Below are 26,663 nucleotides of genomic sequence, written 5' to 3' on the forward strand. Positions count from 1 at the left end.
TGGCGCAGCATTTCAAGACGGATAAGTGGGGCGCCCACCGTTACGCAAAGCATTATCAGCATCACCTTCAGCACTTGAAGAACGACTCGATGAACCTTCTCGAGATCGGTATCGGCGGCTACAACCGCGCCGGTCAGGGCGGTGCGTCCCTGCGTATGTGGAAGCACTTCTTCCCGAACGCGCAGATCTTCGGCGTCGACATCGAGGACAAGTCGTTCGTCGACCAGGACCGGATCACGACGTTCATCGGCGACCAGTCCGACCCCGCGTCCCTGACGAGTATCGCCGAGAAGATCGGCACCCTGGACGTCATCATCGACGACGGAAGTCACCGCAGTCCGCACGTCATCACGACGTTCGAGACGCTCTTCCCCTTGCTGCGGGACGGCGGGATCTACGCCGTCGAGGACACCCAGTCCTCGTACTGGCCCGAGTGGATGGGCAGCGAGGACCTGAATGCCCCCAATACCAGCATGGGATTGCTGAAGCGTCTGACGGACGGTCTCAATTACGAGGAATTCGTCACCGAGGATTACGAGCCCAGCTACACGGATCTCAATATCGTGGGCATGCACTTCTACCACAATCTCGTGATCATCGAGAAGGGTAAGAACGCCGAGGGTTCGAACAAGAAGAACGCCCTCAAGGCGCGATACGGCAAGGCGTAGCCGACGTGACCATCAAGGTGAGCGTGGTCATCCCCGTATACAACCCGGGTGAGTACGTCGAGGACTGTATTGCGTCGCTTCTCCGGCAGAGCCTGCCGGACGACGAGTACGAGGCCATTTTCGTCGACGACGGTTCGACCGACTCGACACCGGCGCGCCTGGACGCCCTGGCGGCCGAGCACCCGCACATGCACGTCATCCACCAGGAACCCTCCGGCTGGTCCGGGAAGCCGCGCAATGTCGGAATCGCCGCCGCACAGGGCGAGTTCGTCATGTTCGTCGACAATGACGACTGGCTCGGCGACGAGGCCCTGGAGCGGATGTACGGCTACGGAGTGGCCAATGAGGCCGATATCGTCATCGGCAAGATGGCCGGCAAAGGGCGTCCCGTACCGCGTGAACTGTTCCGGGTGAACCGCCCGCGCGCCTCGGTGGAGAACGCGCCGCTGATCGACAGCCTCACGCCGCACAAGATGTTCCGCAAGGAGTTCCTCGACCGGCACGACCTCCGTTTCATGGAGGGGCGCCGCCGGCTCGAAGACCATGTCTTCGTGGCGGAGGCCTACCTGCTCGCCTCCAGCGTCGCGGTGCTGAGCGATTACCTCTGCTACTACCACATCAGGCGCGACGACAGCTCGAACGCGGGCTTCCAACGCTTCGATCCCGTCGGCTACTTCAAGAACCTGCGTGAGGCGCTCGACGTGGTCGAACGCCTCACGGAACCCGGCCCGCTGCGCGACCGCCTGTACCGCCGATGGCTGCGCAACGAAATGGTGGAGCGGCTGCGCGGCAGCCGGTTCCTGCGCATGGACGAGGACTTCCGGCGGGAGTTGTTCGCCGAAGCGCGCGCCGTGGCCGTCGAGCGCTTCGGCCCCGGGGTCGCTGCCGGTCTGCCCCCGCAGCAGCAGGCGGTCGCCGTGCTCCTCGCCGACGACCGGCTCGACGCGGTCGAGGAGCTCGCGCGCTGGGAGGCGCGGGTGCTGCCGAGCGGCAGTATCGAGCAGCTGCGCTGGGAGGACGGGGCACTGCGGATCGCGGTCGGCGCCGAATACCTGGTGAACGGGAAACACCTCACGTTCCGCACCGAGGACGGGGAGGACCGCCTGACGGCCCTGTCGGACCTCGGCGTCGAGGTTCCCGTCCCGTTGCGCAGCAGCAGGATCGATCTGCTGCTGCGGGAGCGTGCCACGTCGGCGGAGTTCTTCCAGCCCGCCGAGTCCGCCTACGAACGCGTGCCGGGGGCGGACGGCACCTTCCACATCGTGCTGCGGGCCGACGCCTCGGTCGATCCGGAGACGGCGGCCAACGGGGCACCTCTCGGTCCGGGGATCTGGGATGTGGTCATCCGGATCGTCTGGTCGGGCTGGGCCAAGGAGACCCGCGTCGGCTCGGTGCACACGGAGGCGGCCGAGAACGGCCGCAGGGCGGCGCTCTGCGGCACTCCCGGCCGGCTGGTCCTGCCGTACTGGACCGACGGTCCGGGCAATCTCTCGCTCGACGTCGACCACGCCACCAAGAAGTACGACCGCGAGGTGCTGCGGATCGCACCGGAGCACGCACGGATCGCCGACGGCACGGCCGAGCTCACCCTGCCGCTCGTCGTACGCGAGACGGAGACCGGGTGGCTGCGGTACCAGCCCGCCGACGGCGGCGCGGCGGTCGAGGTCGAAGCCACCCTGCGGCCCGCGCCCGAAGGGGCCGTCCTTGCGGCAGCTCTGCCCCGCCCGGGGGCGGTCACGGGGACGGTGCGCCTCGAGGCCGGACTGCCGTCCGCCGAGCGGGGAACTCCCTGCTGGACGGCGCTGCCGCTCGCGCTGGACCTGACGGCCGACGGGAGCGCTTCGGTCGATGCTCCCGCGTCCCGGAAGGCGGCCGCCGAGATGGCACGGGAAGCCGCGGCCAAGGCGCAGGCAGAGGAGCGCCGGCTGCGCCGGACCGCACGCAAACGTCCCCTGTGGCGCCGGGTGGCCGGACGGATCCGGCGCGACCTGCGGCGCGCACTCAAGAAGTAGAACGGCGAGGAACCAAGAAAGATCATGCGACCTCTGTCCATAGAAGGTGCCTGGATCCATGAGCCGAAGCTCTTTCCCGACGAGCGCGGCAGCTTCCACGAGTGGTTCCGCGGCGGTGACTTCCGTGCGGCCACCGGCCAGGACCTGGACCTGGCCCAGGCCAACTGCTCGGTGTCCAAGCGCGGCACCCTGCGCGGGATCCACTTCGCGGATGTCCCGCCCAGCCAGGCGAAGTATGTGAAGTGCGTACGCGGTGCGGTGCTCGACGTGGTGGTGGACATCCGCGTCGGCTCGCCCACGTACAAACAGTGGGAGATCGTCCGCCTCGACGACGTCACGCACCATGCCGTGTACCTGTCCGAAGGCCTGGGGCACGCCTTCCTGGCGCTCACCGACGACGCGACCGTCGTCTACCTCTGCTCGGAGGGGTACGCGCCAGGCCGCGAGCACGGGATCGACCCGTTCGACCCGGACCTGGGCATCGAGTGGCCCTCGGACGTGCGGGCCCTGCTGTCCGAGAAGGACGCGCAGGCCCCGACGCTGGCCGAGGCCGAGCGGCAGGGCCTGCTGCCCGCGTACGAGAGCTGTGTGGCGTACCGGGAGGGTCTGCACAGGCCGGTTTGACCCCCTGAGCGGGGCCCCGTAACCTAGACCGTCGGCGTGTTCCTTCGCGCCATCACCTCGTAAACCCTTTTCCTTCCGGCCTTTCTGAAAAGAATCCGCCGGAAGCCTCCAGGCGGCATCGATCGCCAGGAGAGGCCGCCCGTCCTGCGGGCGGCTGGACTGCGAGGACCCGCTTCGAGTCAGAGAGTGAGATCCGCGTGTACGCCATCGTGCGCAGCGGTGGTCGCCAGCACAAGGTTGCTGTGGGCGACATCGTTGAGGTTGACAAGATTTCCACTGCCAAGGTTGGCGACACCGTAGAGCTCTCTACGCTGCTCGTTGTCGACGGCGAGTCCGTGACCAGCGACCCGTGGGTGCTGGCCGGCATCAAGGTCCAGGCCGAGATCGTGGACCACCACAAGGGTGCGAAGATCGACATCCTTCGCTACAAGAACAAGACCGGCTACCGCCGTCGTCAGGGCCACCGCCAGCAGTACACGGCGATCAAGGTCACTGAGATCCCCACGGCTGCGAAGTAAGGGACTGAGGAGAGATGGCACACAAGAAGGGCGCATCGTCCACTCGGAACGGTCGCGATTCCAATGCTCAGCGGCTCGGCGTGAAGCGCTTCGGCGGTCAGGTCGTCAACGCCGGTGAGATCCTGGTCCGCCAGCGCGGCACCCACTTCCACCCGGGCAACGGCGTCGGCCGCGGCAAGGACGACACGCTGTTCGCGCTGAACGCCGGCGCGGTGGAGTTCGGTACCCACCGTGGCCGCAAGGTCGTCAACATCGTTCCGGCTGCCTGAGCAATCAGGACTCCGTAGAGCGAAACTGTCGAAGGCGGACCTCCTTCCCCTGGCGGGAAGCAGGTCCGCCTTTGACGTGTTAGACGTAAGACATTCCGTACGTATCTGGAGGCACCCAACCATGACCACCTTCGTGGACCGCGTCGAGCTGCACATCGCCGCGGGTAGCGGGGGCCACGGCTGTGCCTCCGTACACCGGGAGAAGTTCAAGCCGCTCGGCGGCCCGGACGGCGGCAACGGCGGCCGTGGCGGCGATGTGATCCTCACGGTCGACCAGTCCGTGACCACGCTGCTCGAGTACCACCACAGCCCGCACCGCAAGGCCACCAACGGCCAGCCGGGCGCCGGCGACCACCGGACCGGCAAGGAGGGCGAGGACCTGGTCCTGTCCGTGCCGGACGGGACCGTCGTCCTCGACAAGCAGGGCAATGTGCTCGCCGACCTGATCGGCCAGGGCACCACCTACGTCGCAGCCCAGGGCGGCCGCGGCGGCCTCGGCAACGCGGCGCTCGCGTCGGCCCGGCGCAAGGCGCCCGGCTTCGCGCTGCTCGGTGAGCCCGGCGACTTCGGCGACATCGTGCTCGAGCTCAAGACGGTCGCGGATGTCGCGCTCGTCGGCTACCCGAGCGCCGGCAAGTCCTCGCTGATCTCGGTGCTCTCCGCCGCCAAGCCGAAGATCGCCGACTACCCCTTCACCACCCTGGTGCCCAACCTCGGTGTGGTGACGGCCGGTTCGACCGTCTACACCATCGCCGACGTGCCCGGCCTGATCCCGGGCGCCAGCCAGGGCAAGGGTCTGGGCCTCGAGTTCCTGCGGCACGTCGAGCGCTGCTCGGTGCTCGTGCACGTCCTGGACACCGCCACGCTCGAGTCCGAGCGCGACCCGGTCTCCGACCTCGACATCATCGAGGAGGAGCTCAAGCAGTACGGCGGGCTCGACGACCGTCCCCGCATGGTCGTCCTCAACAAGATCGACGTCCCCGACGGCAAGGACCTCGCCGAGATGGTCCGCCCGGACCTCGAGGCCCGCGGCTACCGCGTCTTCGAGGTGTCCGCCGTCGCGCGTACGGGGCTCAAGGAGCTGTCGTACGCGCTGGCCGGTGTGGTCGCCGAGGCGCGGGCCGCCAAGCCCGTCGAGGAGGCCACGCGGATCGTGATCCGGCCGAAGGCCGTGGACGAAGCGGGCTTCACCGTCAAGCTCGAGGACGTCGACGGCGAGCAGGTCTACCGCGTACGCGGCGAGAAGCCGGAGCGCTGGGTGCGCCAGACCGACTTCAACAACGACGAGGCCGTCGGCTACCTGGCCGACCGGCTCAACCGCCTCGGTGTCGAGGACCAGCTGATGAAGGCGGGCGCCCGGACCGGCGACGCCGTGGCGATCGGTCCGGAGGACAACGCGGTCGTCTTCGACTTCGAGCCGTCCATGATGAGCGGTGCGGAGATGCTGGGGCGCCGCGGTGAGGACCACCGCTTCGACGCGCCGCGTCCTGCGGCGCAGCGGCGCTCGGACAAGCAGGCGGCCCGTGACGAGGCGCAGGCGGAGTTCGACGACTTCGAGGCGTTCTAGCTGTGAGAAGTGCGCTCCCTGAACCGAATCCGGTTCAGGGAGCGTCTTGCTTTACGAAAGGGCTCCACCGGGCGAGTCCGGCTCCCACCTGTGGAGCGGGTCACAATCGCGAATGTCCGAAATGTGGAGTCAGTCACCCCGAGAGGGGGCCGAAAGTGCCAGAAACCCCGCAAACAAGGTGAACCAGGGGTTGCGGGCGACCGTGGGCCCAGTGGCCATCGCCTTGCACCGCGTAAACGCCGGGTGAGAGCATCTCTTGGTCTCCTGTCACCCCGAGGTAGGTAACCGTGTCCGAGCACATAGTTAAAACCCGTACCACCGCCGTGATCCTGGCCGGTGGCACGGGGCAGAGGGTGGGTCTCTCCATCCCGAAGCAGCTGCTGAAGGTTGCCGGCAAGGCGGTCATCGAGCACACCCTGTCCATCTTCGAGCAGGCCGAATCCATCGACGACATCATTGTTCTGATGGCTCCCGGCTTCGTCCCGGACGTCGAGAAGATCGTCTCGAAGGCAGGGCTGACCAAGGTCTCGAAGATCATCGAGGGTGGGGAGACCCGTAACGAGACCACCGAACGCGCCATCGCCGCACTCGGCGAGGGCCTCGCGGAGGGCGAGGACCGCAATGTCCTCTTCCACGACGCCGTGCGCCCGCTGCTTTCGCAGCGTGTGATCGCCGACTGCGTGACCGCCCTCGAGCGCTACCAGGCCGTCGACGTGGCGATTCCCTCCGCGGACACCATCATCGTCACGCGCACCCACGGCGAGGACGGCGAGTTCATCACCGAGGTCCCGGACCGTTCGCGGCTGCGTCGCGGGCAGACGCCGCAGGCCTTCAAGCTCTCCACCATCCGCAGGGCCTACGAGATCGCGGCCGGTGACCCGAACTTCCAGGCCACCGACGACTGCTCGGTCGTGCTGCGCTACCTGCCGGACGTGCCGATCCACGTCGTGGCGGGCGACGAGTACAACATGAAGGTGACCCAGCCGGTAGACGTCTTCATCGCGGACAAGCTGTTCCAGCTCGCCTCGACGGCGGCTCCGCAGCAGGCCGACGAGGAGGCCTACCGAGGTTTGCTGACCGGTAAGACCCTGGTGGTCTTCGGCGGCTCCTACGGCATCGGCGCGGACATCGCCAAGGTCGCCGAGGGCTACGGCGCGACGGTCTTCCCCTTCGGCCGCTCCAGCACGGGCACCCACGTGGAGAACCCGGAGCACGTCGACGACGCGCTCTCGCAGGCGTACGCCCAGACCGGCCGGATCGACTACGTGATCAACACGGCCGGCGTGCTGCGCATCGGCCGTCTCGACGAGGCCGACAACGCGACCATCGAGGAAGCGCTGAAGGTCAACTACCTGGCGCCGGTGCAGATCGCGCGCTCCTCGTACAAGTACCTGGCCGAGACCAACGGCCAGCTGCTGCTCTTCACCTCGAGCAGCTACACGCGCGGCCGTGCCGAGTACAGCCTCTACTCGTCCACCAAGGCGGCCATGGTCAACCTGACCCAGGCGCTCTCCGACGAGTGGGCCGGCGACGGCATCCGCGTCAACTGCATCAACCCCGAGCGCACGGCGACCCCGATGCGCACCCAGGCCTTCGGGCAGGAGCCGGCCGGCTCCCTACTCACCTCGGACGCGGTGGCCCGCGCCTCTCTCGACGTACTCGTCTCCGCCATGACGGGGCACGTCATCGACGTACGCCAGCAGGACCCGACGCGCGAGGCCGCGGCCGCCTCGGGCTTCGAGCAGGCACTCGCGGCCGTCCTCGACCGCCAGGAAGACATGTAGCGCACGGCCGGAACTGCGGCACGGCCCTTGAAGCGCATTGGCGGCCTTCAAGGGCCGTGCCCGTGCCCCACCGCGACAAGCAGCAGCAGGCCCCGTTCACGAGTCACATGAGTAGCCCCACAGGAGTACGTTCCGTGATTTCCACTGCCATCCGCCTAGCCCGGGTGGGCAGCTTCGCCGAGCTGATCGCCGCCGCCCTGATGGGACTCGGCCATGCCCTGCTGGTCGTGTTCGCGCTGGTGCCCAGCCTCGAGGGGTTCGCGGTCGTCGCCGCGGTCACTTATGTGACGGACCACTACCTCCACGAGCGGGACAGCTATCTCATCAACCGTCTCGCCAAGGTGCGTGCGGGGCTCTCGATCCGGTTCCTGCTGCGCGAGCTCACGCTCGTGCTGCTCCTCACCAGGATGGATCTGGGCGACGGGCCGGTCTACCTGGCCATCGCCTGCTTCCTGTTCTTCTACTCCTTCCAGGCCGCGCACGGAGCGCTGGTCACCCTCATCCGCGCGCGCCGCAGGCTGCCCGTCGTCACGCGGAACGTGGACCTCGCGCGGATCCCGATCCCCGACGCCCCGCCCGAGTGGCTGCTGAGCTCCTCCGCGCGCAAGGTGCTCCACCTCGACCTCGCCGCCTTCATCGGCCTGCTCGTCTCGGCGAAGACCGGATCTCTGGTGTACGGGGTGATCGGTACGGCCGTCACCTTCGTGCTCGCCTTCGCGTACACGGCCGTCCTGGTGCCGTACCTGCGGGGGTCGAAGACGCCGCCGCGCGCCGAGGTCGTGCTCGCCGGAGTCGACGAATGGCTGCGGGAGTACCAGCCGGAGACCGTGCTGTACTTCTCCGGCTCCAAGGAGTCCGCGTACCAGGTCAACATGTGGCTCGAGACCATGGAGAACCTCCGGACGCGGCCGATGATCATCCTCCGGGAGCAGGTCATCCTGCGGAATCTCGCGCCGACCTCCGTGCCGGTGGTCTGCGTGCCGGGCGGCGTGCACCTGATGAACCTCGACCTGTCCACCGTGCGGGTCGCTCTGTACGCGGCGAACGTCGGCAAGAACATCCACCTGCTGCGCGTACCGACGATGAAGCACGTGTTCATCGGCCACGGCGACAGCGACAAGATCGCCAGCGTCAACCCGTACAGCAAGGTGTACGACGAGGTGTGGACGGCCGGCCGGGCCGGCCGCGACCGCTATGCGATCGCCGACGTCGGTGTGCTCGACCAGGACATCGTCGAGGTGGGCCGCCCGCAGCTGGCGCCGATCCGGACCGCCGAGGGCGCCTGGCAGCCGGACTTCGACGGGGACTGCCCGACCGTGCTCTACGCCCCGACCTGGGAGGGCTGGGACGACAACCCGGGCAACACCTCCCTGATTCTCGCCGGCGAGAACATCGTGCGCGGCCTGCTCACGGCCGAGCCGCCGGTACGCGTGGTCTACAAGCCGCACCCGTTCACCGGCACCCGCAGCCGCAAGGCGGCGGCGGCGCACGCACGGATCTCCGCGATGATCGAGAAGGCTGCCGCAGCCCGCGCCGCGGACCCCAAGTGGGTCACCGACACGGCCGCGGTGCAGAGCGCCCGCGCCGAGCTCGCCCGTATCGAGGCGCGCCTGGCCTCGCTCGGCACCGCGTCCGACGGCGAGGGCGACGAGGCCGTCTCCTCCCGTGACGCCGTGTCCGACCCGCAGGGCGAAGCCGACATCCGCCGCCTCAAGGAGGAGTGGAACGCCGCGTACTGGCGCTCCTTCCCGGTCTGGGAGCACAAGATCGTCACCGGCGCCGAGCCGCGTCTGTACGACTGCTTCAACGAGGCCGACGCCATGGTCTCCGACATCTCCAGCGTGGTCTCCGACTTCATCGCCAGCGGCAAGCCGTACGCGGTGACCGACTCCGCGGAGCTCGGCGCCGAGGAGTTCAAGCGCCGCAACACCGCTGTCCGCGCCGCCGTGATCCTCGACAACAAGGCGGACCGGCTCGGCGAGCTCCTCGAGGCCGTACGGGACGCGGACGCGGATCCGCAGACCGAGGCGCGCCGTGATCTGCGGCAGTACCTGCTCGGCCCGGACGACGTGCCCTCCATCGACCGCTTCAACGCCGCGGTCGACGCCCTCGCGGCCGGCTCGCGGGCCCGTAACGAACGGCAGGCGGCCGCCTCGCTCGAACTGGCGGCCATCCCCCGGCAGCAGACCGGAACGCTGGACCAGGGCGGTCAGGTACCGGCCTGACGAAGGCCCCAGCCGGGTTGACGCCAAGGCGTGTCAGGCAGCCGAAAGGCCGCCTGGCACGCCTTTGTGCTGCGGCGCCGGACACCTGCTGTGGTGTGGATCACTGGAAAAGTGCGGAGGTCAGTACAACGCGCGGGGTCCGAAGGAGGTCTAGCTAGGCGACCGTAAGTTCAGTGAATAGGGGGACCTCTGTGTCGACTCCGGACGTCACCGTCGTCATTGGCGCATATCAGGCGATGCCCTACTTGGTGGAGTGCCTGAAGTCCGTCGAGGCGCAGACGCTGAGCGCGGACCGCATCGAGATCGTCGCGGTCAACGACGGATCGACCGATGGAACCGGCGAGTACCTCGACGCGTTCGCGGAGCGTTCCCCGATTCCGACCCGGGTCATCCACCAGGAGAACTCCGGCGGCCCGAGCGGTCCGCGCAACGTGGGCCTCGCCCAGGCCCGCGGCCGGTACGTCTTCTTCCTGGACGCCGACGACTATTTCGGCCCCGAGGCGCTGGAGCGCATGGTCGCCATGGGCGACCGCAACCGGACCGATGTGGTGCTCGGCAAGGTCGTGGGCGTCAACCGCGGTGCTCCCCAGTCGATGTGGGGCAAGTCCCTCGACCGCACGGACGTCTTCTCCTCGAACATCAAGTTCACGCTGAGCGCGCAGAAGCTCTTCCGGCGCGAGCTGCTCGTCCGCCACGGCATGTGCTTCGACGAGTCCCTGAAGACCGGTGAGGACGCGCTGTTCACGCTGGAGGCCTACCTCCGCGCCGACGGCGTCTCGGTCGTCGCCGACTACGTCTGCTACCACCTCGTGGGACGCGACGACGGTGTGCACGTGACGAAGAGCGGCAGCTACACCCTGCGCTTCGACTCGGCGCGCGCCCTGATGAAGCTGATCGAGGAGAACGTGCCCGCGGGTTCGAAGCGCGACTCGCTCATGATCCGCCCCTTCCTGATCACGCTCCTCCCGCAGTTCGGGCCGGGATTCCTGAAGCAGAGCGAGAAGGTGCGCCGGCACAAGTTCGAGCTGGCCAAGCCGCTGATGGACGCGTACTGGTCCACCGGTGTCGCGCGCCGGATGAAGGTCCACGAGCGGCTCCGGCTGCACTTCGTCGCCCGTGGGCGCGAGGACCTCCTGGACGGTCTGCTCGCGTTCCTGCGGGACAAGAAGACCCCGCAGGTGTACGGCGGCAGCGACGGACGGACGTATCTGGGCTACCCGTACTTCCGCGACCGCGACGCCGGCATCCCCGACAGCGTCTACGCCGTGACGACGAAGGAAATGGTGTCCGCCGACCGGATCCAGTGGCCCATGAGCGGCCGCGCCCGTCTCGTACTGGGGCTGCGCCGCCGGGCCGGAGCCGTGCTGCGCCGGACCATCCGCCGGCCCGCGCGCTCGGTGGCCGTCCCGGCGGTGCCGCCGGCGGCCCCGCCCATGGACGAGGCACCCAAGCAGCTGGCGGCCTGAACCGCGCAGGGCGCGGGCTCTCCACCACATAGGGCACAGGCTCCGAACCGCGCACGGCCCCGGCTCGAACGCGAGCCGGGGCCGTGCGGCATCACGGCCGGCGAGCCGCAGGCGAAGAGGCCGGCATCAGTCGGCCAGACTCTCCATCCGCTGCTCCTTCGCCACGGGGCCCGCTTCCGCTGCCGCGAGCCCGACCTCCGCCGCAGGTACGGCTTGCGCTGCCGCAGGGGCGGTCCGTGCGGGGAGCTGCTCCTGTGTGCCGTTGCGCTGCAGGGGAATCGCGTCCATCGTGCGCCGGGCCATCCGGGCGCGGTGCGCGTCGGCCTTGGCGCACAGGGCCTGGGCCGCCGCGTTGAAGCGGACCGCGGACGGCGGGTCCGAGGGGCCGAGCAGGTGGGCCTTCAACTCGGCGCGTTCGGCCGCGAGTTTGTCCTTCTCGGGGTGGCGCACGGACTCCAGGAGCTCGGCGACGCCCGTACCGTCCGGGGCCAGGATCGCGGCCGCCCGTACCGTCGGGAACGCCGTGCGGAACGAAGCCTCGTCCAGTCCCGACGTATTGGCCACGGCGTAGGGCTTGCCGCTCGACAGGTAGTCGGAGACCACGCTGGACACATCGCTGACCAGGACGTCCGTGATGTCGAAGCAGGCGTACAGCGTGGGCCGCGCGTCGGTGATGATCTGGTGCTCGCCCGCGGGCAGCGAAGCCCAGTACGCGGCGTGCCAGGCCTCCTCGGCCACGGAGACGGCTGCCGCGCGCCCGGGCTCGGGAGCCCCCTGCAGCATCATGCGCTCCATCGCGTCGGAGTCGCTCCGCGGGGCGTCGGTGCCGGCCGCCGCCAACTCCTGTGTCCGCAGCGCCAGTTCGTCCGAGGATGCGGCGGCGACGGCGCGCGAACCACGCCGCGACTGGTTGGCTTCGCGGATCAGCGCCTGGATGCGCTCGTTCGCCTTACGCGCCCGGGGGTCGACCGAGCCGGTCAGCGGATGGGGCTTGTAGAGCAGCCGCACCCCCGGGTCGGCGAGCAGCGCGCGGACGATGTTCTCGCCGGCGAGCACCACCGAGGTGTTGCCCGGGTTGCCGTCCCAGCCCTCCCAGGTGGGCGCGTACAGGACCGTGGTGTGCGTCCCTGCGGGCGGCCCGGCGTAGGGCTTGATGGCGTCCAGCTGCGGGCGGCCGATCTCGACCACGTCGCGGTCGTCGACGCCCACGTCGGCGAGGGCGTAGCGCTCCCGCGCCGCGGGGCCGGCCACCCACACCTCGTCGTACGCCTTCGCGTAGGGGTTGCACGAGGACAGCTTGTCGCTCTCGCCGTGGTTGACGAACGCGTGCTTGATGGTCGGGATGCGCAGGATCTGGGAGGTCTTGCCGGAATTCGCCGGGTGGATCAGGACCTTGAGGGTCGAGTGCTCGAGCCGCATCAGGTCGGCGACCTTGGGCAGGCACACGATCGGGATGTCCGTGGCCCCGATCTTCTGCATCATGAAGCGCTCGCGCAGCACGATCAGCGGCCGGCCCTCGAGGGCGGCCAGCGGCTCGAGCCACATGTTCGCCTGGTACGCGGACGAGCTGCCGCCCGAGAAGTACATGCCGACCGTGGGCCGGTACTCCGCCAGCCAGTTCTCGAACCATTCGAGGACCTCGTCGCCGCCCGCGGGCCGCTTGCGCCGGAGCAGGCGTACGAGGAGCTCTCCGAGGCCGACGGCCGCGATGCCGACGGAAAGGGAGACGCCCCAGGCGGCGAACTCGGGAGAGCCGTCGGCCGCCGCGGTCATCAGACCGGCCGTCGCCGGGAGACCGAAAAGCAGCAGCCGCGTGCCGGGCCGGCGCAGCAGGAGCGAGGGCGGAGCCGCGGTCAGGCGCAGCCCCGAGGTGTCGATGTTGCGGGTGAGCACCGGGAGGGTGCGGCTGCGGCGGACCAGGATCGAGGCGGCCTGGGCGGCGAAGTGCAGACCGTAGAAGGCGAGCAGGCCGAACAGGAGCGGCAGATAGAGGGCCTCGGGACGCTGCAGATCCATGCTGAGCAGGCCGGCGACGAGCAGGAAGTCGCGCAGCACCTGGCGAACCGTGACGTTCGCATGGGTCCTGGCCACGGCATAGAGCACGTCCTTCTGCCAGGTGTGCAGCACGGCCTCGGCCGCGAGGCCGGTGGCCGCCGCCGCGATCAGCAGCGGGACGTCGGGGAGCAGGGCGCCTATGACCTGAGCCGCGAGCGATGCCGCCACAACGGCGAGCGCGGCCAGTCTGACGACCTTCTTGAGGGGGGTGAGTGAACGCAAGTGAACTCCAGTGCAGCTCGAAGATCCGCACCGACAGGAGTGGGGGGTCGGCATGGGGTCGGGCAGCTGGTCAACGCCGGTTGAGGGTCCGGGTTATGGCAGGACTGTCACCTTCACGCTATGGAATGGACATCCTTTGGTCATGACACACCTGTGAAGGGGGTGTGAGAAGCCTGCAACCGGAATCCCGGTCGTCAGTTACACCCGTTCTGTGAGGGTCACCGCCGCAACCTGCGGAGACCCGGCAGGAGTCTCACCCCCCGGAATCCGCAGGCGGTCCCGCGGTCGGCTCGCGTAGATTGCGGAAGGCAAGCAGGTCAACACGATGGGGTCGTACGCAGTGGGCGCAGCAGGATCGGCAGGCGCGAGGCAGCGAGTGGCTCAGGCGCACCGGATCGTGGTCAAGGTCGGCTCCTCGTCGCTCACCACGGCCTCCGGGGGCCTGGACGCGGACCGCGTCGACGCGCTCGTGGACGTCCTCGCCAAGGTCCGCAGCGGCGGAGAGAAGGAGATCGTCCTGGTCTCCTCGGGCGCCATCGCCGCGGGGCTCGCCCCGCTGGGCCTGCGCCGCCGCCCGCGCGATCTGGCCCGCCAGCAGGCCGCGGCAAGCGTCGGCCAGGGACTCCTGATGGCCCGCTACACCGCATCCTTCGCGCGCTATGGCGTACGGGCCGGACAGGTGCTGCTCACCAGCGACGACATGGCCCGCCGCGCCCACCACCGCAACGCCTCGCGCACCCTCGACCAGCTGCTCACGATGGGCGCGCTGCCGATCGTCAACGAGAACGACACCATCGCCACCGACGAGATCCGCTTCGGCGACAACGACCGGCTCGCGGCCCTGGTCGCCCATCTCGTACGCGCGGATCTGCTCGTCCTCCTGTCGGATGTGGACGGGCTGTACGACGGCGACCCCAGCAAGCCGGGCACCTCGCGGATCGAGGAGGTGCGCGGCCCCGAGGACATCGCGCACGTGCAGATCGGCAGCGCGGGCAAGGCAGGGGTCGGCACCGGCGGCATGGTCACCAAGGTCGAGGCCGCCCGGATCGCCGCCGCCGCGGGCATCCCCGTCGTCCTCACCTCCGCCGTGCACGCCGCGGACGCCCTGGCCGGACGCGACACCGGGACCCTCTTCCACCGCACCGGAAGGCGCAGCGCCGACCGGCTGCTGTGGCTGCAGCACGCCTCGACCCCGCAGGGCTCGCTGATCCTGGACGACGGTGCGGTCCGCGCGGTCACCGAGCGGCGCACCTCGCTGCTGCCCGCCGGGATCAAGGACGTCGAGGGCGAGTTCTCCGCGGGCGACCCGGTCGAGCTCAAGGACACCGAGGGGCGCGCGGTCGCCCGGGGTCTGGTGAACTTCGACGCCAAGGAGATCCCCCAGCTGCTCGGCCGCTCCACCCGCGAGCTGGCCAAGGAGCTCGGTCCCGCGTACGAGCGCGAGGTCGTGCACCGCGACGATCTGGTGCTGCTGCACGGCTGACGCACAGCGGCCGCGCGGCTGACAACACAGCGGCCGCACGGCTGACCGCGCAGCCGCCGCACAGCTGGACCGCACGCCGGCGGCGCCGGTGTACGAACGGTGACTCGAACCGGCCGAAATCGGATGCCCTGAGTGAGGGACCTTCCGCAAAACCGTCACGCGGCATGCGATTGCCTGGTCAACTTTGTTGCGAGCGGTTCGCACCACAGACACTTGACAGGAGGCCGTCCGGTGAGACGAGTGGCACTGACCAGTGTCGTGGCCGGAGAGAGCTTGGGGGAGCAGCACCAGCAGCCCGAGGACCAGCCTCGTCTCTGGCATGTCACGCTGAGCGTCTCCGGGCCCGACGCCCCGCTCGCGGACATCCGGCGTGCCCTCGAGCAGCTCGCCCACGACCATCCCTTTCTGCTGACCAGTCGCTATGCCGCGGACCATGCCGAGATCCGCTACTGGGAAGAGGCCCGCGACCTGCACGATGCCGCCGCCGTCGCCCTGCGCCTGTGGGGAGAGCACCGTCAGAGCGCGCAGCTGCCGCCCTGGGAGATCGTGGGCCTCGAGGTCATCGACCGGGACACGTACCACCAGCGCGTCGCGGAGGGCTACGGCCCCGCCCCGGCCACCCCTGTCGGTGTACACCCGTTTTGAGCCGTCTCGGGGACTGGGATACGGCGCGGACGGATGACTGCGGCGCATTACCCTGCGAGGCATGACCTCGCCGCTTTCCGCCCCGTATGACAACCTCTCGCCGGTCGTCCAGGCCGCCTACCGCGCCCGTGCCGCGGCCGCCGAGATCGCGCCGCTGCCGCGGGCCGTCAAGGACGATGCGCTGCTCGCCGTCGCGGACGCCCTCGAAGTCCGTACGAAGGACGTCGTCGAGGCCAATGCCGAGGACATCGCCAAGGCCCGCGCGGCCGGCACCAGCGAGTCGATCATCGACCGGCTCACGCTGACCCCCGAGCGGGTCCGCGCCATCGCCTCCGACGTCCGCGACGTCGTGGCCCTGCCCGACCCGGTAGGCGAGGTCGTGCGCGGCTCCACGCTGCCCAACGGGATCGACCTGCGCCAGGTCCGCGTCCCGCTCGGCGTCGTCGGCATCATCTACGAGGCCCGGCCCAACGTGACCGTCGACGCCGCCGCCCTGTGCCTCAAGTCCGGCAACGCGGTACTGCTGCGCGGCTCGTCCTCCGCGTACGCCTCCAACACCGCCCTCGTCCGGGTCCTTCGCGACGCCGTCGGCGGAGCGGGCCTGCCGGCCGACGCCGTTCAGCTCGTACCGGGTGAATCCCGCGATTCCGTACAGGAGTTGATGCGGGCGCGCGGCCTGGTCGACGTGCTCATCCCGCGTGGCGGCGCCTCGCTGATCAAGACCGTCGTCGAGCAGTCCACCGTCCCGGTGATCGAGACCGGCACCGGCAACTGCCATGTGTACGTGGACGCCCAGGCCGACCTCGACATGGCCGTCGAGATCCTGATCAACTCCAAGGCCCAGCGCCCCAGCGTCTGCAACGCCGCCGAGACCCTCCTCGTCCACCAGGACATCGCGGAGGCCTTCGTCCCGCGCGCCCTGGACGCGCTCGCCGAGGCCGGTGTGACCGTGCACGCCGATGAGCGGATCCTCGGCTACGCCGACGGGTCCAAGGCCACCGTGGTGCCCGCGACGGCCGAGGACTGGGAGACCGAGTACCTCTCGTACGACATCGCGGCCGCCGTCGTCGACTCGCTCGACAAGGCCGTCGAGCACATCCGGCTGTGGACCTCCGGGCACACCGAGGCCATCGTCACCACCTCGCAGCAGGCCGCCCGCCGCTTCACCCAGCTCGTGGACTCCACGACGGTCGCCGTGAACGCCTCGACGCGGTTCACCGACGGCGGCCAGTTCGGCTTCGGCGCCGAAATCGGCATCTCCACGCAGAAGTTGCACGCCCGCGGACCGATGGGGCTGCCGGAGCTGACGTCGACGAAGTACATCGTGACGGGCGACGGGCACATCCGGGGCTGACTCGGCTCACGGTGGGGAACTGGTTGAATTTCCTTACCGTCTGCCCAAATTGACCCCCCAGGTCTACTCTGGATCCGTGCCGGAGGACGTGGGGGGCATGCCGTTTCCGGACGGCTGGGAGCCCGACGACGACCACGACCACGGGGGTGCGGACGAAGAGTTCGCCTCCGTGGTCTTCGACGAGGATTTCGTACGGGGCGCGCAGTTCCATGAGCCGACGGCGGTGGAGCGGCTGCTCGCCGCCGCCCAGGCGCGCGCAGAGGCCGAGGCGCACCGGGCGCGGGCCAGAGGTGCGGGGGCCGAGGACGACGGGGACGAGTTCTACGACGGGTACGAGACGCGTGCCCGCCGCAGCCGCTACGGTGACGAGACCTCGTACCGCCATGACGAGCCCCAACTGGCCGGATACGAGCCGGACTTGGTGGAGGACGGCCTCGCACGCAAGGGGCACTCCCGCTGGCACCGGCCCGTGGCCTGGCTGCTGGCGCTCCTGATGGGCATCGGCATGGTGGCGCTCGCGTTCAGCGCGGTCTACCGGGGCGCTTCCTCGCCCGGCCGCCAGGACCGCACCCCGCCGCCCGCCACGACCGGCGTGGAGCCCTCGGCGTCCGCGGACTACGAGGCTCCGGCGGTGTCGGCCAATCCGGTTACGCCCTGAGGGGGTGTCCGTGCGCCAACACCGCATCCCTCACGGAAAGTTGACGCGTACCAGGGCGTTTACCTGAGGCCCGGGAAACCTACTCTGAAAGTATGGCCGGGCCTGGAGACCCACCTGAGGGCACACCCGAGGGCGTTCCCGGTGGGAGCGAGGAAGAGTTCCGTTCCGTAGTCTTCGACGAGTCGTTCATTCGCGCTGCGCGCCTTGAGGAGTACTCCGCGCAGGAGCGGATCACCGACCACGCACCCGCGGTGCGCAAACGTGTCGCCGCGCATGCCGCGGCGCACCGGCGGCTTTCGGTCCAGGCGCTGGTGATGGTCGTCCTGATCGCGATGGCGTTCGCCGTGGCGATCTACATGGGCGTACGCCAGCCCTACTCCGAACCCGTGTCCCGGCCCGCCGATCCGCTGCGGATGACCGTGATCCCGCTGGTGCCGCAGGGGACCGTGCCCGGGGCGAAGACCGCCGAGGACCTCTTCGAGCACAGCCCGGCCGCCGAGTTCGGGGCGGGCGCCGCGGGCATGCCGTTCCCCGCCGTGTACCGCACCGCCCACTTCTCCGCCGACCAGGTCAGGTCGGCACTCGACGTGGCGCGGAACTATCTCGTGGCCTCCTCGCTCGACCCGGCGGTCCTCACGGGCGAGGAGATACGGCCCGTGCGCCGGCTCATCGACCCGGACCAGCTCCACCAGTTCGACACCGGTTTCGACCGGCCCGCGGCCGACGGACGGCACGCGCCCAGCGGCTGGCTGGTGCGCTTCGATCCGGCCAAGGTCACGCTGGCGGCCGACGAGGTGCGGGTGCACGGGACGCTCAAGGCCACCGAGACCGGCTCGGACACCCTCGAGGTGACCTCGAACCACACCTTCGTCTACGCCCTGCGCCCGGTCGCAGGGGACGACCCCCGCGCCTCCCTGTTCACCGTCCGGCGCGAGCTGCACTTCCGCTTCGACAAGGACAACCTGCGCGTCGGACAGGCGGAGTTGACCGTCTCGTATCTGCAGGCCGGTCCGCTCTCCTGCGGAGCCGACTCGGCGGACCGGCTGCGGCCGCTGCTCGCCGGGCAGAGCGCCAAGTCCGGCGGCCCGGCGGGCACCGACCCGTATGCGACCAGCGGGCCGACGGCGCTGTGCGGAGCGCTCGCCGCGTCCGCACAGCCCTCACCGCCGCGTACCTGAGGGGCTACTTGCCGGCGTCGGTGCCACTGCCGGTGCCGCCGTCGCCGTCCTGCTCAGGGCGCTCCGGGCCGTCCGCGGGACGCGAGTTCCCGAAGCCGCCGAAGCCCCTGCGGACCCTGCCGCCCAGATCGCCCGCGCCGCCCGCGATATCCGCGACCAGCTTCATCAGCGGGTCCTTGGAGTTGCGCACATCGCTCGCATACGTGGAGGCCGACTGGCGGAAGGAGTCGGAGACCGAGGTGTCCTTGTCCTCGTCGCGCCGCGGGTAGTGGCCGTCCATGATCCGCTGGTAGTCGCGGGACTCGGCCCACTTCTTCAGCTCGGCTGCGCGCACGGTGGTGAAGGGGTGGGTGCGCGGCAGCACGTTCATGATCTTCAGTACGGAGTCGCGCAGATCGCCGCCCGCCTCGTACTCCTCGGCCTGCTCCAGGAACGCGTCCACGTTCATCTCGTGCAGGTGGTTGCCGCCCGCGATCTTCATCAGACCGCGCATCGAGGCCTTGAGGTCCTGGCCGACCAGGAGGCCCGCGCGGTCCGCGGACAGCTCCGACTTGCGGAACCACTCGCGCAGCGCCGTCACGATCGCCATGATCGCGACATTGCCGAGCGGGATCCAGGCGACCTTGAGCGCGAGATTGGTCAGGAACAGCAGGATCGTGCGGTACACCGCGTGGCCCGACAGCGCGTGGCCCACCTCGTGCCCGACGACCGCCCGCATCTCCTCCTCGTCGAGCAGCTCCACCAGACCGGTGGTGACCACGATGATCGGCTCGTCGAGACCGATACACATCGCATTCGGCACGGGGTTCTGCGTGACGTACATCGGCGGGACCTTCTCCAGGTCCAGGATGTAACAGGCGTCGCGCAGCATGACGTTGAGATGCGCGAACTGGGCGTCGCTCACCCGCACCGAGTCCGACAGGAACAGCAGCCTGAGGCTGCGCTCGGGCAGCAGCGCGCTCAGCGCCTTGAAGACGGTGTCGAACCCGCTCAGCTTGCGCAGGGCCACCAGGGCCGAGCGGTCCGCCGGGTGTTCGTACGTCCGGGAGGAGATCCCGGGGAAGCGCCGGCGGTTGCGGCCCGGCAGGTTCTCGTGGTTCTCGTTGCCGTCGTGTTTTCCGTTGTCCGTGCTCTCAGGCATCCGGCCCCCATAAGTTCCGCGCGCGACGCGCACGTTGCGAGTTCTCTCGCCCCCCTTAGGAACGTCAAGCCTACGGGCAGGGTTCCATCGCGCACCCGACCCGGACGCGGAGCCTTCGGGGCCGGGGGATAGCTTGGGTGGCGTATCACCCGTTAAGGAGCAATGCAGGCAATGGACCCCGTGAACTCGCTGCTCGCCACCGCACACGCCGCCGAACAGGGCCCCGGCAACACCATGCGGATCGTGCTCGCGGTCTCGCTCGTCGGTGCGGTCCTCGTCGCCTGGTTCCTGCTGCGCGGCTACGGACGCGACGACCGCGACTGAGCGGCGCCCCGCCCCGTATGGCGGCGCCGCCCCGCACCTGCGGGAGAGCGGCTCCCCGCACCTGCGAGAGAGCGGCTCCCCGCACCCGTATGACCCCGTACGCCTGAGTCGGCGTGATCGCCGCCGAGGCGCCCCCGTACGATGTGCGCGAAGTCTCAACCCCCGTTCCCACCCGGATTGGTCCTGTCGAGAATGAGCCTTACCGCCACCGCAGCCCAGCTGGCCACCCTCGCCGCCGAGGGCGGCGAGCACGGCGGCGAGCACGAGAGCCTCAACGCCTACCTGACGGGCGGCGGCGCGCTGTTCGTGCTGCTGCTTCTGCTCTGGATCACCACGCGCTTCAACCGCGACCGCTGAGCTTCACCGGGGCCCGCCCGCGGCGTGCCCCGGCGCGGTGGAGGTGCCCTCCGCGCGAACGCAGCCGAGAGCTCGGGGGAGGGTCCGCTCGCACGGGCCGGTAGGGTCTGCTCGCATGGGAGAGCAGGACAGGCCTACCGGCCCCGCCCGCCGTGGTGCACACGGCGGCGGCAAGCGCCGTCTCGGCGTCATGGGCGGCACCTTCGACCCGATCCACCACGGGCACTTGGTGGCCGCCAGCGAGGTGGCCGCACGGTTCCAGCTGGACGAGGTCGTGTTCGTGCCGACCGGGGAGCCGTGGCAGAAGAGCCACAAGCACGTCTCGCCGGCCGAGGACCGCTATCTGATGACGGTCATCGCCACGGCCGAGAACCCGCAGTTTTCCGTGAGCCGCATCGATATCGACCGCGGTGGTCCCACGTACACCAAGGACACACTGCGTGATCTGCGGGAGCTCAATCCCGGGACGGATCTCTTCTTCATCACCGGCGCCGACGCACTGAGCCAGATCCTCACTTGGCAGGACGCCGAGGAGACTTTCTCGCTTGCCCACTTCATCGGGGTCACCCGTCCAGGGCATACCCTGGCGGACCCCGGCCTTCCGGATGGCTCCGTCTCCTTCGTGGAGGTCCCCGCACTGGCCATCTCCTCGACGGATTGCCGTGATCGGGTCGCCAAGGGGGATCCCGTCTGGTATCTGGTGCCGGACGGCGTGGTGCGATACATCGACAAGCGCGAGCTCTACCGCGGCGAATGAGCTAAGAGGGGCACCCGGTGAACGACCGACAGTACGACCCTTATGCGGGCCGGCAGCACGCCGGTCAGCAGCACGCGGGTCAGCAGTACGAGATCGTCGGCTACGACGAGTACGGCCAGCCGGTCTATCAGCCCGTCACGCCCCCGCAGCCTCCGCAGAGCGGCTACGACCAGTACGGCGGTTCGGTCCCGCAGCAGCAGGGATACGGCTACGACACGTACGGCGGCCAATACGGCGCGGACGGCTCGTATCCGGACAACTCCTCGTACGGTACGGAGACTTACGGATCCGGCGCCTCGTACGGAAACGACCAGGGTGCCCCGTACGACCCCTATGGGCAGAGCGCCGGGACCGGTCAGCAGCCGCGGGTCCCCTCGGACACGGGACAGTTCGCGGCCGTCGGTGACACCGGACAGTTCGCCCCGGTCGGTGACACCGGGCAGTACACGCGCGTCGAGGAGCCGACCGCCTGGGTGCCGCAGCAGCACACGCCCGAAGAGCCGCAGCGGGCGCCTCAGCGCGAGTTCCACACGGAGCAGTTCTCCTTCATCGAGGAACCCGATGAGGAGTCCGAGGACGTCATCGACTGGCTGAAGTTCACCGAGTCGCGCACCGAGCGCCGCGAGGAGGCCAAGCGCCGCGGCCGCAACCGCATGGTCGCGCTCGTGGTCGTGCTCGCGCTGACGCTCGTCGGCGGTGTCGGCTACCTCTGGTACGAGGGCAAGCTGCCGTTCCTGTCGAACGCGGCCGAGGACGATCCGGCCGCGACCGGACCGCAGAAGCGCGATGTCATCGTCGTGCATCTGCACGACGTCAACGGCAAGAGCACCTCGACCGCGCTGCTGGTGGACAACACCACCACCGAGCGGGGCGCCACGGTGCTGCTGCCCAACTCGCTCGCGGTGACGAACGAGGACGGCCAGGCCACCACGCTCGGCAAGTCCGTGGACGACGACGGCTCCAGCGGTACGCGGGAGGCCGTGGACGGACTGCTCGGCACCCGGATCGAGGGCAGCTGGCGCCTGGACACCCCGTTCCTGAGCAACCTGGTGGACAGCGTCGGCAACATCGACATCGACACCAACGCGACGGTGCCGGACCCCAAGGCCAAGAAGAAGGGCCAGGCCCCGCTGGTCACCAAGGGCGAGGACCAGACCCTCAGCGGTCAGATGGCCGTCGCGTACGCCACCTACCGGGCGCCCGGCGAGAGCGAGACGGCGCAGCTGACCCGCTTCGGCGCGGTGCTCCAGGGAGCCCTGCGCAAGCTGTCCACGGACCCGAAGGCGGCCACCACCACCGTCGAGATGCTCGGCCAGATCATCGAGCCGCCGCTCACGGAGAAGGACCTGGGCGCGTTCCTCGCCCGGCTCTCCGAGCGGGCCAAGGGCGGCGACTACGACAGCGCCGTGCTGCCCGTGCAGCAGGACGGCACGCTCAGCAAGCAGGCCACGGACAGCGTGGTCGAGAAGCTGCTCGGCGGCACGGTCAAGAGCCCCGACCCGGACGCCGCGGTCCGCATCAACCTCTCCGGCGACAAGCAGGCCCTGGAGAGCGCCCGGGTCGACCTGGTCAACGGCGGCTGGACGGTCCTGACCGGCAACACGAGTCCGGGCTCGGCCTCGCAGATCACCTACGCCGACGACACCCGCAAGGCCGAGGCGGCCGAGGTGGCCAAGACGCTGGGGCTGCCGGCGGGCGCGGTCAAGAAGGGGAAGGTCGCGGGGAACGCGGATATCGGGGTCGTGCTGGGGGCGGACTACAAGGGCCAGTAGGGCCCGCCAAGGGCGCCGCCCCCGGGCGCTGCCCTGCTCCGGCCATGGGGCGCGGGTAATCGCCTGGGGCCAGGCCGCTGGTCCGTGAGACCCTGGGGGAAGCAACACGCCCGGGTTCCGGGTTTGAGAAGACACAGCCCTGACCGCCGACGGAAAGCCAAGCAGTGACCGCGACAGACCGTTCCATCGAGCTCATCCACGTGGCCGCCCAGGCGGCCGCCGACAAGCTCGCGCACGACATCATCGCCTACGACGTCAGCGACGTGCTGTCGATCACGGACGCCTTCCTGCTGGCCTCGGCTCCCAACGACCGCCAGGTCAAGTCGATCTGCGACGAGATCGAGGAGAAGCTCAGCAAGGAGCTCGGCGCGAAGCCGGTACGCCGCGAGGGCGACCGCGACGCGCGCTGGATCCTGCTCGACTACGTCGACATCGTCGTGCACGTCCAGCACAGCGAGGAGCGGGTCTACTACGCGCTCGAGCGCCTGTGGAAGGACTGCCCCGAGCTCGATCTGCCCGAGGACGCCAAGGCCACCCGCGGCAAGGGCGCCCAGCACGCGGACGCCGAAGAGGCGGCCGGGGAGCTGCGATGACCGTCCCCTCGGTCCTCAACAACCCGGGCGGCCGCGGCCGGCGCATCATCCTGTGGCGGCACGGCCAGACGTCCTGGAACCTGGAGCGCCGTTTCCAGGGCACCACGGACATCGAGCTCACCGCCGAGGGCGTCGCCCAGGCCACCCGGGCCGCCCGGCTGCTCGCCTCGCTCAAGCCGGACGCGATGGTCGCCTCCGACCTGAGCCGCGCCGCCGCCACGGCCGGTGAGCTGGCGAAGCTCACCGGGCTCGAGGTGACGTACGAGGAGGCCCTGCGGGAGACCTTCGCGGGCGCCTGGCAGGGGCTGACGCACGAGGAGATCCTGGCCACGTACGGCGAGGAGTACGCCGCGTGGAAGCGCGGCGAGTCCGTGCGCCGCGGCGGCGGCGAGCTGGAGACCGAGGTCGCCGACCGTGCCGCGCCCGTGGTGCTGCGCCATGCCGACAAGCTGCCCGACGGCGGCACGCTCGTGGTGGTCAGTCACGGGGGCACGATCCGCACCACGATCGGCCGGCTGCTCGGCCTCGACTCGTATCTCTGGGAAGGCCTCGGCGGTCTCTCCAACTGCTGCTGGTCGGTGCTCGGCGAGGGCGCCCGCGGCTGGCGTCTGCTCGAGCACAACGCGGGCACCCTGCCGGAGCCGGTGTTCGGCGACGACACCTGAGCGTTGCTGGTCAGAGGGCCTGGGGAGCGGATTTCACTTTCCGGCTGGTCACCAGCTAAAGTTCTTCTTGTTCGCCCGCCGAGCGGGAAGAACACAAGGGGCTATAGCTCAGTTGGTAGAGCGCCTGCATGGCATGCAGGAGGTCAGGAGTTCAATTCTCCTTAGCTCCACATCACAGAAATCCCGTCCTCGTCAGAGGGCGGGATTTCTGCTTTGCGGGACCGGCGGAAGACCAGGTGACCTACGCGGGCGGGCAGCACTGCTCGCGGACCGTCGCCAGCCGCTGCGTACTCACCTCGTCCGCAGGCGAGTACGCCACGATGCGGCAGTCCGGCATGCCGTTGATGGAGAGCGAGACGGACGTCATGCGCAGCTCGCCCACCGCCCGGTGCCGGAAGGTCTTCACGCGCGGGCCCGGCGTGACCACGTCGCCGCTCGCCCAAAGCCGCGCGAAGAACGGGCTCGCCGCCGAGAGGTCGCCGATGAACGACTCCCACACCGGCTCGCCCACATGCCGCCCGTACGCGCCGCGCAACTGGGCCACCATCAGCGGCAGTTCGGTCTCGCGGAACACCACGGGGCAGTCCTCGTCGCCGACCGTGAACAGCGCCCAGAGCACATTGGGGCGCCCGGTCGCGTTCATCGCGGGGACGAAGAAGAGAGCGCGGTACGCGGCGTTCGTCGCGAGCATGTCGTACCGCGCGTTGTAGACCACCGCGGGGCGGGGATCGAGGGCGTCGAGGATGCCCTGGACCTCGGCGCCCACGTCGGGGAGGCCGGGGAGGTCCTCCGCGTCGGGCGCGAGCGGCACCTCGGCCAGGTGGTACAGGTGCTCGCGCTCCGAGCGGTCCAGGCGCAGGGTGCGGGCGACCGCGTCGAGCACCTGGCCCGATGCGTTGATCGGACGGCCCTGCTCCAGCCACGTGTACCAGGTCACACCGACCCCGGAGAGCTGCGCGACCTCCTCGCGGCGCAGGCCGGGAGTGCGGCGGCGCAGCCCTCCGGGCATGCCGACGTCGGCCGGTGTCACCCGCGCACGGCGGCTGCGCAGAAAGGCCGCCAGCTCCGGGCGTCTGCGGCCCGTCCTGTGTTCCGTCGCCAAAGTCGTCACGTCCCCCATGGTCGAGCCACTTCGCCGGGCCTGCCAGGTGCTGTCAGTACCCGTATCGGCGGGCTCTCGTTACCCGTACCGCCGCGCCGTCACGCTCGGTGGCATGACGACGACAACTGCACATCCCAGTAAACCGCCAGGGACCGACAACCGCCCCGCCGTCCGCCCCGGACGGCTGCTCGCGGTGGTGCTCGCGGCCCAGTTCATGGCCCTGCTCGATGTCTTCATCGTCAACGTCGCCGCCCCCACGGTCCGCACCGAGCTCGGCGCGAGCGGCGCCGGGCTGCAGCTCGTGGTGGCCGGTTACACGATCGCGTACGCGGTGCTCCTGATCACCGGCGCGCGGCTGGGGCACCGGTTCGGGCACCGGCGGATGTATCTGGCGGGGCTCGCCCTGTTCACGGCCGCCTCGCTGGCCTGCGGGCTCGCCCAGAGCACCGGCCAGCTGATCGGCTTCCGGCTCGCGCAGGGCGCGGGCGCGGCCGTGATGATCCCGCAGGTGCTCAGCCTGATCCAGCGCACCTTCGCCGGTGAGGCACGCGCGCGGGCCCTCGGTGTGTACGCGGCGGTCCTTGCGGGCGGCGCCGCGGCCGGGCAGGTGCTCGGCGGTGTGCTGGTCAGCGCGGACCTGTTCGGCGCCACGTGGCGGCCGGTGTTCCTGGTCAACGTGCCGGTGGGGATCGCCCTGTTGGTGCTCGGCCCGCGCGTGCTGCCCGCCGACGGGCCCCCGTCCCGTACGCGCGGCTTCGACCTGCCCGGACTGCTGCTGCTCGCCGGCGCCGTATCGCTGTTCACCGTGCCCCTGGTGCTCGGGCAGGAGCAGGACTGGCCGCTGTGGGCCTGGCTCTCGCTCGCCGCGAGCGCCGTGCTGCTCGCCCTCTTCGCCTCGTACGAGAAGAGGCTGGCCCGTCGCGGCGGCGCCCCGCTGATCGCGCCGCAGGTGCTGAGGGTGCCCGGGATGGGGCTCGCGGTGGTGCGCATCGCCCTGGTGATGGCGGGGAACGCCGGCCTGATGTTCGTGCTCGCGCTGCATCTGCAGGGCGGGCTCGGGCAGAGCGCGCTGCGCACGGGGCTCACCTTCGCGCCCGGCGCGGTGCTCTTCGGGGTGATCGGTCTCACCTGGCGCAAGTGGCCCGCGGCGCTCCAACGGGCGCTGGTTCCGGGCGGGTTCGCGCTCACCGCGGCCGGGACGCTCGCGCTCGGGCTCGCGCTGCG

General features: G+C 69.8%; 24 protein-coding genes and 1 tRNA gene. 22 read left to right on the forward strand and 3 right to left on the reverse strand.

The features are described from left to right. Nucleotides 1–89: 89 nt before the first annotated feature. The 9 genes from ABT367_RS24915 (at nt 90) to ABT367_RS24955 (ending at nt 11,133) form a co-directional block, all read left to right on the forward strand. The gene (locus ABT367_RS24915; RefSeq protein ID WP_352255313.1) at nt 90–668 is read left to right on the forward strand and encodes a class I SAM-dependent methyltransferase; all 579 of its coding nucleotides are present in this window, start codon (nt 90–92) and stop codon (nt 666–668) included. 5 nt (nt 669–673) lie between these two features. After that, nucleotides 674–2,680 (forward strand): glycosyltransferase family 2 protein, encoded by a 2,007-nt coding sequence (locus ABT367_RS24920; RefSeq protein ID WP_352255314.1) that lies wholly within the window; start codon nt 674–676, stop codon nt 2,678–2,680. 24 nt (nt 2,681–2,704) lie between these two features. After that, nucleotides 2,705–3,304, forward strand: coding sequence for a dTDP-4-dehydrorhamnose 3,5-epimerase (gene rfbC, locus ABT367_RS24925; protein ID WP_352255315.1), 600 nt, complete (start codon nt 2,705–2,707; stop codon nt 3,302–3,304). 197 nt (nt 3,305–3,501) lie between these two features. Then, on the forward strand, nt 3,502–3,822 hold the full coding sequence (rplU, locus tag ABT367_RS24930) for a 50S ribosomal protein L21 (protein WP_352255316.1): 321 nt from the start codon (nt 3,502–3,504) through the stop codon (nt 3,820–3,822). Between the two features lie 14 nt (nt 3,823–3,836). Continuing rightward, nucleotides 3,837–4,091 (forward strand): 50S ribosomal protein L27, encoded by a 255-nt coding sequence (gene rpmA / locus ABT367_RS24935; RefSeq protein ID WP_165331510.1) that lies wholly within the window; start codon nt 3,837–3,839, stop codon nt 4,089–4,091. A gap of 121 nt (nt 4,092–4,212) precedes the next feature. Beyond that, complete coding sequence (gene obgE / locus ABT367_RS24940; protein ID WP_352255317.1) at nt 4,213–5,658, forward strand: GTPase ObgE; 1,446 nt, start codon at nt 4,213–4,215, stop codon at nt 5,656–5,658. A 287-nt stretch (nt 5,659–5,945) separates the two neighbouring features. Continuing rightward, the gene (locus ABT367_RS24945) at nt 5,946–7,442 is read left to right on the forward strand and encodes a bifunctional cytidylyltransferase/SDR family oxidoreductase (RefSeq protein WP_199551655.1); all 1,497 of its coding nucleotides are present in this window, start codon (nt 5,946–5,948) and stop codon (nt 7,440–7,442) included. A gap of 134 nt (nt 7,443–7,576) precedes the next feature. Next, nucleotides 7,577–9,667: a hypothetical protein gene (locus ABT367_RS24950; RefSeq protein ID WP_352255318.1), complete on the forward strand. Its 2,091-nt coding sequence runs from the start codon at nt 7,577–7,579 to the stop codon at nt 9,665–9,667. A gap of 236 nt (nt 9,668–9,903) precedes the next feature. Continuing rightward, complete coding sequence (locus ABT367_RS24955; protein WP_434975527.1) at nt 9,904–11,133, forward strand: glycosyltransferase family 2 protein; 1,230 nt, start codon at nt 9,904–9,906, stop codon at nt 11,131–11,133. Between the two features lie 126 nt (nt 11,134–11,259). On the opposite strand, the gene ABT367_RS24960 is transcribed toward ABT367_RS24955, so the two are convergent. Next, the gene (locus ABT367_RS24960; RefSeq protein WP_434975526.1) at nt 11,260–13,464 is read right to left on the reverse strand and encodes a hypothetical protein; all 2,205 of its coding nucleotides are present in this window, start codon (nt 13,462–13,464) and stop codon (nt 11,260–11,262) included. A gap of 322 nt (nt 13,465–13,786) precedes the next feature. On the opposite strand from ABT367_RS24960, the gene proB reads away from it, so the two are divergent. The 5 genes from proB (at nt 13,787) to ABT367_RS24985 (ending at nt 18,728) form a co-directional block, all read left to right on the forward strand. Then, on the forward strand, nt 13,787–14,893 hold the full coding sequence (proB, locus tag ABT367_RS24965; protein ID WP_352255321.1) for a glutamate 5-kinase: 1,107 nt from the start codon (nt 13,787–13,789) through the stop codon (nt 14,891–14,893). A gap of 231 nt (nt 14,894–15,124) precedes the next feature. Next, on the forward strand, nt 15,125–15,538 hold the full coding sequence (locus ABT367_RS24970; RefSeq protein ID WP_352255322.1) for a hypothetical protein: 414 nt from the start codon (nt 15,125–15,127) through the stop codon (nt 15,536–15,538). Between the two features lie 61 nt (nt 15,539–15,599). Further along, nucleotides 15,600–16,892 (forward strand): glutamate-5-semialdehyde dehydrogenase, encoded by a 1,293-nt coding sequence (locus tag ABT367_RS24975; RefSeq protein ID WP_352255323.1) that lies wholly within the window; start codon nt 15,600–15,602, stop codon nt 16,890–16,892. A 49-nt stretch (nt 16,893–16,941) separates the two neighbouring features. Beyond that, complete coding sequence (locus ABT367_RS24980) at nt 16,942–17,550, forward strand: hypothetical protein (RefSeq protein WP_352255324.1); 609 nt, start codon at nt 16,942–16,944, stop codon at nt 17,548–17,550. A gap of 92 nt (nt 17,551–17,642) precedes the next feature. Further along, nucleotides 17,643–18,728 carry a hypothetical protein gene (locus ABT367_RS24985; protein WP_352255325.1) on the forward strand — a complete coding sequence of 362 codons (1,086 nt, stop codon included), beginning with the start codon at nt 17,643–17,645 and terminating at the stop codon, nt 18,726–18,728. 4 nt (nt 18,729–18,732) lie between these two features. Here ABT367_RS24985 and ABT367_RS24990 read toward each other — a convergent pair whose 3' ends face one another. Beyond that, nucleotides 18,733–19,869, reverse strand: coding sequence for a M48 family metallopeptidase (locus tag ABT367_RS24990; protein ID WP_352255326.1), 1,137 nt, complete (start codon nt 19,867–19,869; stop codon nt 18,733–18,735). Nucleotides 19,870–20,040: 171 nt separating this feature from the next. Between ABT367_RS24990 and ABT367_RS24995 the strand changes: the two genes are divergently transcribed. From ABT367_RS24995 to ABT367_RS25025, 7 genes are all read left to right on the forward strand, one after another. Then, complete coding sequence (locus tag ABT367_RS24995; protein ID WP_352255327.1) at nt 20,041–20,193, forward strand: hypothetical protein; 153 nt, start codon at nt 20,041–20,043, stop codon at nt 20,191–20,193. 192 nt (nt 20,194–20,385) lie between these two features. Beyond that, nucleotides 20,386–20,550 (forward strand): hypothetical protein, encoded by a 165-nt coding sequence (locus ABT367_RS25000; RefSeq protein ID WP_187816708.1) that lies wholly within the window; start codon nt 20,386–20,388, stop codon nt 20,548–20,550. 115 nt (nt 20,551–20,665) lie between these two features. Next, nucleotides 20,666–21,307, forward strand: a complete 642-nt coding sequence (nadD, locus tag ABT367_RS25005) for a nicotinate-nucleotide adenylyltransferase (RefSeq protein WP_352255328.1) — start codon at nt 20,666–20,668, stop codon at nt 21,305–21,307. Nucleotides 21,308–21,324: 17 nt separating this feature from the next. Then, nucleotides 21,325–23,079, forward strand: a complete 1,755-nt coding sequence (locus ABT367_RS25010; protein WP_352255329.1) for an LCP family protein — start codon at nt 21,325–21,327, stop codon at nt 23,077–23,079. 164 nt (nt 23,080–23,243) lie between these two features. Next, complete coding sequence (gene rsfS, locus ABT367_RS25015; RefSeq protein ID WP_199551663.1) at nt 23,244–23,672, forward strand: ribosome silencing factor; 429 nt, start codon at nt 23,244–23,246, stop codon at nt 23,670–23,672. Further along, nucleotides 23,669–24,337, forward strand: coding sequence for a histidine phosphatase family protein (locus tag ABT367_RS25020; protein ID WP_352255330.1), 669 nt, complete (start codon nt 23,669–23,671; stop codon nt 24,335–24,337). Before rsfS ends, ABT367_RS25020 begins: the two co-directional genes overlap by 4 nt. A gap of 97 nt (nt 24,338–24,434) precedes the next feature. Beyond that, nucleotides 24,435–24,507: transfer RNA gene (locus tag ABT367_RS25025), tRNA-Ala, on the forward strand. Between the two features lie 71 nt (nt 24,508–24,578). Here the strand turns inward: ABT367_RS25025 and ABT367_RS25030 are convergent. Then, nucleotides 24,579–25,457, reverse strand: a complete 879-nt coding sequence (locus ABT367_RS25030) for a helix-turn-helix transcriptional regulator (RefSeq protein ID WP_352255331.1) — start codon at nt 25,455–25,457, stop codon at nt 24,579–24,581. Between the two features lie 94 nt (nt 25,458–25,551). Between ABT367_RS25030 and ABT367_RS25035 the strand changes: the two genes are divergently transcribed. Continuing rightward, a partial coding sequence (locus tag ABT367_RS25035; protein ID WP_352255332.1) for an MFS transporter occupies nt 25,552–26,663 on the forward strand: 1,112 nt, incomplete at its 3' end.

It is taken from the genome of Streptomyces mesophilus, assembly GCF_040300965.1.
Taxonomy (GTDB): domain Bacteria; phylum Actinomycetota; class Actinomycetes; order Streptomycetales; family Streptomycetaceae; genus Streptomyces; species Streptomyces mesophilus_A.